A 7,162-nucleotide genomic window follows, 5' to 3' on the forward strand; every position below is an offset into this window, starting at 1 on the left:
GCCGTCGCCGGCGCGCTCGCCAGCAGCGCGCCGGGGTTGATCGTAAAGGGTTGCGATGTGGTGGTCATGATGGTATGCGTGAGTTGTATCCGGTGTACGACAGTGCAGGTTTGGCATCCTCACTTACGTCTGCGCCGGATGATAATCTACCACCAGCGCAATCGCCGCCGCAATCTCATCCATGGTTGACGCCGGCGCCCGCCCAATCTGTTTCCGCAGCCGGCTAACCTCGATGCTGCGCAGTTGCAACAAGTCGGCGGCGTGTGGTTTGCCTAACTGGGCCGGCCAGCGCCCTTCGATTCGTTGCATCCAGCTCAGGCTTTCAAACCGATCCTCCCATGGGCGCAAAGGGGCGACAAGGCGTAGCGGTAAGTTACTAAGGGCATTGGAGCTGACGATAACGACCGGCGTCAAGCTGCCATCGCCGAGATCGGCTTGCCAAATCTCGCCGCGCCGGGGGGCATTAGGCGTGCTCACTTGTGACGACCTCGCTGGCTATGGTGGCGGGAACTTTGTAGAGATCGGCAGCAGCAGCCGCTTGCTCGGCCAGCGCTGCGTGGCGCGCCTCCAGCGGTTGCTGGAGCAGATGCTGGCAACGCTTTTCCGTCACAGCACGCTTCGCCGGTTCTGGCTCCGGCATTGCTTCGCCGAGCAAGCGGCTTGCCTCAGCAGGATCGATCAACTCTTCGGCCAGCGCGCGCAATGTGGCTCGCCGCAACCACAGCGGCTCTTCCAGCGGCAGCGGTTCTGGTTCAGCAGTGCGCCACCCGCGTTCGCTCAGCTCGCTCATTAACGAGCGATAGAGGCGCTGGTTGATAATCCCCAGCGTTTGCAGGCGGTAGAGCAGGGCTTGAATGCTCATACCGAAATGGCGCTTGAGTAACAGCAACTCTTCGAGATGAAGGTGGTTGCGATATTCGCCGATATGGTGGCGCAGATCATTCGCCGGAGCCAGCAAGGCCGCCGCAAAACGGAACGCAGCTTGTTCTTCGTTGAGATCGGCTGAGGGCTGCAACACCAGATGAGCCAGCTCGTGAGCTAGATTCATGCGCCAGCGCGCGCCATCGTGGCTACGCTTCCCGATCACCGCTGCGGCAAGGGGTACGCCGTCTTCAGTGCGGGCGATGGCAGCGACGCCATCGAACCCATCGACCGCCGCGAGCACGATGACGTGCAGGCCGTGATCCTCCAGTGTGTCGGTGAGATTGGCGATCGGCGCGCTGCCTAGCTCCCAGCGCGTGCGCAGATCGGCAGCGGCCTGCTCGGCGTCGTCGAGGCTAGCAATGTCGTACTCGAACAGCGGCACATTGAGGCGAGCCGGCTCGCCGATCAGCTCTTGCAGATACAAGCGATCACGCAGCGCCTCATGCGCCAAGGCTGCCATCTGCTCTTGCTGCCGTTTGCTCAGCGACGCGCGTTTGCGGTAGGCAATGAGTTCGATCGGTACGTCGCGGCTATCGAGCAATTCAGAGGGGCGCACACGGAGCGCCTGCGCTAACCGCTGCAACACTACCGGCGACGGCTGCGCCTGCCTGTGTTCGTATTTGGAAATGGCTTGGCGGGTGACGATCCGGCCCGTCGCTTCCGCCAGATCGTCAAGACTCATACCGCGCGCCAGTCGCAATTGGCGCAACCGCTGGTGGATCATGGCTATACACCTCCTCTTGGTTGACAATTATCAGTGATGGATGGCGGGTTGTCAACCGGCGTCGCCAGTGGCGTTGGCCAATTTCGGCAACAATTGGGCCGTGATCAGGGTGGTCAGCGCCGAGGTATCGCCGCCGTCACTCTGCACCACGATCGGGCGCGGCGCGTGTTTCATCAGCGTTTCGGCCACTTGCAAGCGGCGGCGGGCCAGTTCGTATTGCAAGACGGCGCGGTTGTCTTGGTAGGCTTGGCCAAGGTATTCCAACCCGCGCGCTTCGTTTTCGGCCTGCCGCAACGTCGCCCTCCCACGAGCCTCGATCTCCCAGCGCACCCGCTGCGCTTCGGTCTCTTTTTCTTGCAGCATGCGGGCCACGTCTTCACGGGCCTTGTTGATCGCAGCGCGCACCTCGACCAGCTTGGCGTCGCGCACCTTCTTGGCCCGCTCGATCTCAAGCCGCAGATTGTCGATCCGCTGCTTCTTAATCAGTTCCCACTCGCGTTCGTAGGCTTGCAGCTCCTTCGCCACTCGCTCGCGGGTCGCCAGATGCTGCTGGTACTGGTCGGGCAACTGCACGTCGGGAATGTTGGCGCCGGTGATGCGCACGCCGTAGCGGGCCAATTGCCGGTTGAGCAGCTCTTGCATGTCGCCGACATCGCTGCCGCGTAAGTCGTAGGCGCGCTCGGTCTCGACCCGGCGCGCGCGCTGGCGGATGGCGTCTTGCACCGCGCTGCTCAGCACCAGATCGAAGTTGCTTGCGCCGAGCCGGCGCACAAACGCGATCGGGTCTTCGATCCGGAATTTGAGGAAAAATTCGATCGATTTAAGCGGCACATTCTCGCGGGTCGGCGCGGCCATCACCGGCGCGGTATACGGAATCTCGGTGCTGGTGTCAACCACCGCTTCGACCTTTTCCCACGGCCACCAGAGGTAGTGCCGGCCCGGCGTGAGGATGCCGACGATCTGGCCCCAGCGCGAGAGGATGCCGGTGGTGCCTTGCTCGATTTCAACAATCGCGCCGAGGATGAACGAGGCGACGGCAGCGATGAGGAAGAGGAAGGCGAGGACGATCGCGAGCAGGCCGAAGAAGCCGCCGCTGAACACAGCCACTCCCAGCAGGTAGAGGCTGATCGCCAGTGGCAGCAGCCAACGCGCCCGCCGGCGGTCTTGCGGGATGACCACCGGCACCAGTTGGCCCTCGTCGCCAGAGCGGAGCAGTTGCCGGATGCGGCTCCACGTCGCGACGGCCTCGCGGATGCGCGAAAATTCGCGGCGAGTGTCGGTCATTGGCTTTCTCCTTTCGCCACTGGTTGGGCGGCTTCGCCTTCGGCGGCTACCACTTGCTTGATCTGTTCAGCGCGAGCCTGAATCCGTTGCCGGATCTCGTGCATGCGGCTGCGGATGGCGGCGACATCATCTGGTGAATAGAGTTCGGTATCGACAATGCCCAGCATGCGTTGCGCAATCGCCAGATAGTCGATGGCGGCCTCGGCCCCGCCTCCTACCTGTACGATCTGCGGCAGATGGCCGGCCACCGCTTCCAGCCGGTCGAGAATGTCTTGCTGGTAGCGGTACTGCAAGATTTCGGGGTATATCGCTGCGCCGACGGCGCGAATATCGAGCGCCTGCGCTTCGAGCAGGGCGGCGTTGGCCCGCGCCGTGCTCTCGGCCTCGCTCAGCAACTGGCTAGCATAAGCGCTGGCCCGGTAGGCCTCTTTTTCGCGCGCGGTGTCGATTTGGGCCTGAAACGTCGCAATCTCGGCCCGGATAGCTGACAACTGCTCGCGCAGACTGGTCAGCTCGCGGTTGAGATCACCCTCATCCTGCTCTTTGCGCAGCGCCAGCTCGTATTCGTAGGTGTAGGCCTCTTTCGCCACCCGGATCATCTCCGGCTTGGCGAGGTCGATGCGATACTCTTGGCTCGACGGCTCGGCGTGGGTGATGTTGGCGTTCACAAAGCGCACCGCTGGCAAAAACTGCTGGTTCAGCGTGTCGAGCAGGTTTTGGGTGCTCTCGCCGACCAAATTGTAGATCGCTTCAGCCCGCTGCTCGTAAATCAAGGCACGGGTCACTTCGCTGACCGCGTTCTGCAACTTCTCTTGAAACCCCTTCGCGCCGCCGAGGGTAAAGATGAACGCCGCCGGGTCTTCGATCTTAAACTGCAAAAAGAGATCGACCGAAGCATTCACCCGCGAGGCGGTCGGCGCTTCGCGGATCGGCGCGTTGTAGGGGTATTCGCGGGTGACATTGACAATGTAGCTGACCCGCTTCCACGGATCGAGCAGCACCTTGCGGCCCGCTGGCGCGATCTCTTCCAGCTTGCCGAAGCGGGTGATCAGAGCTTGGCAGCCGTCGGGCACCATGATGAAGGTGTTACGCCAGAGACTATAGACGACGTAGCCAGCCACCAGTAGCCAGTAGTGCGGGCCAAAAAAGACCAGTGTCAGGTTAGTGAAGCCGAACGAGACGAAATCGACCGCCGCGCTAATCAGCCAGCCGAACAGCCCCGCCACCACCAGAATGGCTGTCACCGCTACCCACACCGCCGAGCGCGGATCGCGCGGGATGACCACCGGCGAGATGACATTGGCCACTTGACCACTCTGGTCACGCTGCTGCAAATTGCGGTTGAGCAGCTCCGCCGCTTCATCGAGCATCACGCTCATCTGCTCGATCCGGGTGGCGCCGCTTTCATTACCCGACCGTTGCGAGATGAAATCGCTCGCTTTAATCTGCAACTGCTCCAGCTCCCCGCTTTCTAATAACTGCTGCGCGGCGCTCAACCCGCGCTGGAGCCGGTTCATACCGTTCTCCTTTCTCTTCTCTCACGTTGGCGCACAGGAGTGCAGATCGCGTCTGCAAATGGAATGTACGGATGTAGTGTAGCAAACGTTGCGGGGAAATGGCGGCAGCAGGTTCTCTTCTATGAGAAGGCCGGCGAGCTTCATCATGCCTGCCAAAGCTAACGAGAAAGCGCTTGTTTCACCCGAATGAGCCGCTCTGGAGCAATTTCACCAATCGCACCAAGAAGCATATTGCCAGATACGACTGCTAAACGCCCTACCCGAATCACACTTGGAACTTTCAGGCCGCTTTGAACGAAATCCTCATCACTGTCCCAAACCAATTCATCGAATCCAGCGATATAGTGCCGAAGTTGTGATGAGATCATACAAAGCAGCCAATCATCATATTCGCCGGGAAGTTTTGCCAACAAGAGTGCAGGACGCAATTTCCCTTCAGTAAGATCGGTGTGTGGAAATTGAAATATGATGATCTGTTGAGAAAGCGTTCCAAAGCTGCCGCTCACGCTGCTCAGCCTTCAGCGCCAAATACTCAGCAACATCGAGCAGCTCGGCGCGCAGCTCCGGGGGGAGTTGCTGCGCATAGCGGTAGATCTGTTCTTCAATCGTCATCAGTTGCCCTCCACTGGTATCGGTTCATCGCTTATGGGTACCATGTGTCACTGGCTTGTCAATCCTAGCAGAAGCTTGTTGGCCCGCTGCCAATCCTACCGCTCCCGCTGCAACGACTCTTCGACCAGCCGCCAGCGCAGCAGTTTGCCGATGAAACTGCGCGGCAGCGCCTCGCGGAATTCGATCGTTTCCGGCATCACCGGCAGATTGAGCCGTTCGCGCAGAAAGGCAAAGACCTCGGCTTCGCTGACCCGCTCGCCGGGCCGGGTGACGACGAAGGCGCGGATTTCGGTGCGGCCATCGGGGAGCGGCACGCCGACCACCGCCGCGTCGATCACCGTTGGGTGTTCGTAGAGCGCCTCTTCCAGATCACGCGGGTAGATGTTGTAGTCGCCGGCGATGATCATCTCTTTCTTGCGCTCGATAATCTGAAAATAGCCGTCGGGCAGCATGCGAGCCACATCGCCGGTGCGCAGCCAGCCATCGGCAGTGATGGTATCGGCAGTCGCCTGTGGGTTGCGCCAATAGCCGGCCATCAGTTGCGGGCCGTGCACCAACAGTTCGCCGATCGCTCCCGGCGGCAGATCGACCCCGCTCTGTATATCAACAATTCGCGCTTCGGTGTTGGGCAGCGGCAGACCGATCGTACCGGCCCGCCGCGCGCCGCGCAACGGGTTGGCATGAGTCACCGGCCCGGCTTCCGTCAAGCCATACCCCTCGACCAACCGGCTACGGGTGATGCGCTCGAAACCCTCTTGCACCTCAATCGGCAACGGGGCCGCGCCGCTCAGACAGCTCTTCAACGACGAGAGGCCATATTTGCGCACGTCGCGCACTTCGTTCAGCGCCGCGTACATCGGCGGCACGCCGGGAAAAAAGGTGGGCCGTTCGCGCCGGATGGTATGCAAGACATTGTGCGTCTCGAAGGTCGGCAGCAAGATGAGCGTTGCACCGAGCGCGATACCAGTGTTCATGCAGGCGGTCATCCCGTAGGCATGCGAGAAGGGGATCGCGCAGAGCACCCGTTCATTGCCTTCATCAGCGCCGGCGTACCATGCCCGCGTTTGGCAAGTGTTGGCGTAGAGGCTGGCGTGGCGGTGCACGACGCCTTTGGCGGCGCCGGTGGTGCCGCTGGTATAGAGGATGACCGCCGGATCATCGGCGCGCAACGCAGGCAGATCGCCATCCACGCCGGCAGCCAAGACGTGCTGAAACCAGTGGGCTTGGGCGGCTTGCTCGGCGGGCACGCGGTGGCCTTCGCGCTCTTGGCGCAGCAGAGTAAAGAGGATGCGCTGGCTGGAAGGAAGATACTCTTTCAGGTTAGTGTAGATCAGGCGGGGGAAGGGCAGCTCGGCCCGCACCTGCTCGACCAGCCGGTAAAACATGCTCAGTGCGATGACGGTGGTCGCTTCCGAGTCGCGCACTTCGTGGGCAAAGCCTTCAGCGTCGAAGATCGGGTTGGCCAGCACCACGATCCCGCCGGCCAGCAGCACGCCATAGTAAGCGATCACCGCCTGTGGGATATTGGGCAGCAAGATCACTGCCCGCTCGCCGGGTTGGAACCCGATCGCCAGCAAGCCGCGGGCAAAGTGGTTGGCCTCCTCCCACAAACGAGCGTAGCTAAGGGTGCGGCCATAAAATGCGATCGCAGTCGTGGTAGCGAAACGATCGGCAGCGTGGCGCAAGAGTTCGGGCAGTGGCGCTGGCGTGATGGCGAGGGTGGTCGGCACTCCCGGATCGTAATGGCGCAGCCACGGGCGGGTGGCAAAGAGATCGGCGCTCATGCAGGCGTTCCTTTGGTGAGCGGGTGATGACACTTACGATTGTAGCAAAAACTTGCTCAGTATGGAGTGCGGTAGTCAAACTGCCGCACTCGATACGGTTGTTGCGCCGTGGCGGGTGAGGGCCAGCAGCCTGCGCAGCGGGGTGCGTCCCTAGATTCCGGCTTCTCCCCCACTGTCATTGCGAGCGGAGGGGTAGCGCAACGCGCTGCCCCGCAGCGAAGCCATCCCCCGTGAGGCCGCATGAAAATCCTTTTAGGTATTGTTCCCGCTATCGTGGGAGATGGCTTCGGTCGGGCGGCTCCCAGCGCGGCTGGGGG

General features: G+C 61.6%; 7 protein-coding genes. All 7 read right to left on the reverse strand.

Annotated elements, in window-relative coordinates:
- Window positions 1-123 precede the first annotated feature (123 nt).
- The 7 genes from U9R81_RS00960 to U9R81_RS00990 all read right to left on the reverse strand — a co-directional run bounded on the left by U9R81_RS00960 (window position 124) and on the right by U9R81_RS00990 (window position 6,845).
- Window positions 124-477 (reverse strand): type II toxin-antitoxin system PemK/MazF family toxin, encoded by a 354-nt coding sequence (locus U9R81_RS00960; protein ID WP_322493675.1) that lies wholly within the window; start codon window positions 475-477, stop codon window positions 124-126.
- The gene (locus tag U9R81_RS00965; protein WP_322493676.1) at window positions 464-1,648 is read right to left on the reverse strand and encodes an XRE family transcriptional regulator; all 1,185 of its coding nucleotides are present in this window, start codon (window positions 1,646-1,648) and stop codon (window positions 464-466) included. The genes U9R81_RS00960 and U9R81_RS00965 overlap by 14 nt, the downstream gene beginning before the upstream one ends.
- 51 nt (window positions 1,649-1,699) lie before the next feature.
- On the reverse strand, window positions 1,700-2,932 hold the full coding sequence (locus U9R81_RS00970) for an SPFH domain-containing protein (RefSeq protein WP_322493677.1): 1,233 nt from the start codon (window positions 2,930-2,932) through the stop codon (window positions 1,700-1,702).
- Window positions 2,929-4,449 (reverse strand): SPFH domain-containing protein, encoded by a 1,521-nt coding sequence (locus tag U9R81_RS00975; RefSeq protein WP_322493678.1) that lies wholly within the window; start codon window positions 4,447-4,449, stop codon window positions 2,929-2,931. Before U9R81_RS00975 ends, U9R81_RS00970 begins: the two co-directional genes overlap by 4 nt.
- 158 nt (window positions 4,450-4,607) lie before the next feature.
- On the reverse strand, window positions 4,608-4,955 hold the full coding sequence (locus tag U9R81_RS00980; RefSeq protein WP_322493679.1) for a type II toxin-antitoxin system PemK/MazF family toxin: 348 nt from the start codon (window positions 4,953-4,955) through the stop codon (window positions 4,608-4,610).
- Window positions 4,885-5,061 (reverse strand): DUF2281 domain-containing protein, encoded by a 177-nt coding sequence (locus U9R81_RS00985; RefSeq protein WP_322493680.1) that lies wholly within the window; start codon window positions 5,059-5,061, stop codon window positions 4,885-4,887. The genes U9R81_RS00980 and U9R81_RS00985 overlap by 71 nt, the downstream gene beginning before the upstream one ends.
- Before the next feature lie 95 nt (window positions 5,062-5,156).
- Entirely contained in the window at window positions 5,157-6,845 is a 1,689-nt protein-coding gene (locus tag U9R81_RS00990) for a long-chain fatty acid--CoA ligase (protein ID WP_322493681.1), read from the reverse strand.
- Window positions 6,846-7,162 lie beyond the last annotated feature (317 nt).

Source organism: Chloroflexus sp. (assembly GCF_034435895.1).
Lineage (GTDB): Bacteria > Chloroflexota > Chloroflexia > Chloroflexales > Chloroflexaceae > Chloroflexus.

Excerpts from the sequence above, each read along its gene's own strand:
- U9R81_RS00970 (WP_322493677.1), bottom strand. The coding sequence starts at position 2,932 with ATGACCGACACTCGCCGCGAATTTTCGCGCATCCGCGAGGCCGTCGCG.
- U9R81_RS00985 (WP_322493680.1), bottom strand. The coding sequence starts at position 5,061 with ATGACGATTGAAGAACAGATCTACCGCTATGCGCAGCAACTCCCCCCG.
- U9R81_RS00990 (WP_322493681.1), bottom strand. The coding sequence starts at position 6,845 with ATGAGCGCCGATCTCTTTGCCACCCGCCCGTGGCTGCGCCATTACGAT.
- U9R81_RS00965 (WP_322493676.1), bottom strand. The coding sequence starts at position 1,648 with ATGATCCACCAGCGGTTGCGCCAATTGCGACTGGCGCGCGGTATGAGT.
- U9R81_RS00975 (WP_322493678.1), bottom strand. The coding sequence starts at position 4,449 with ATGAACCGGCTCCAGCGCGGGTTGAGCGCCGCGCAGCAGTTATTAGAA.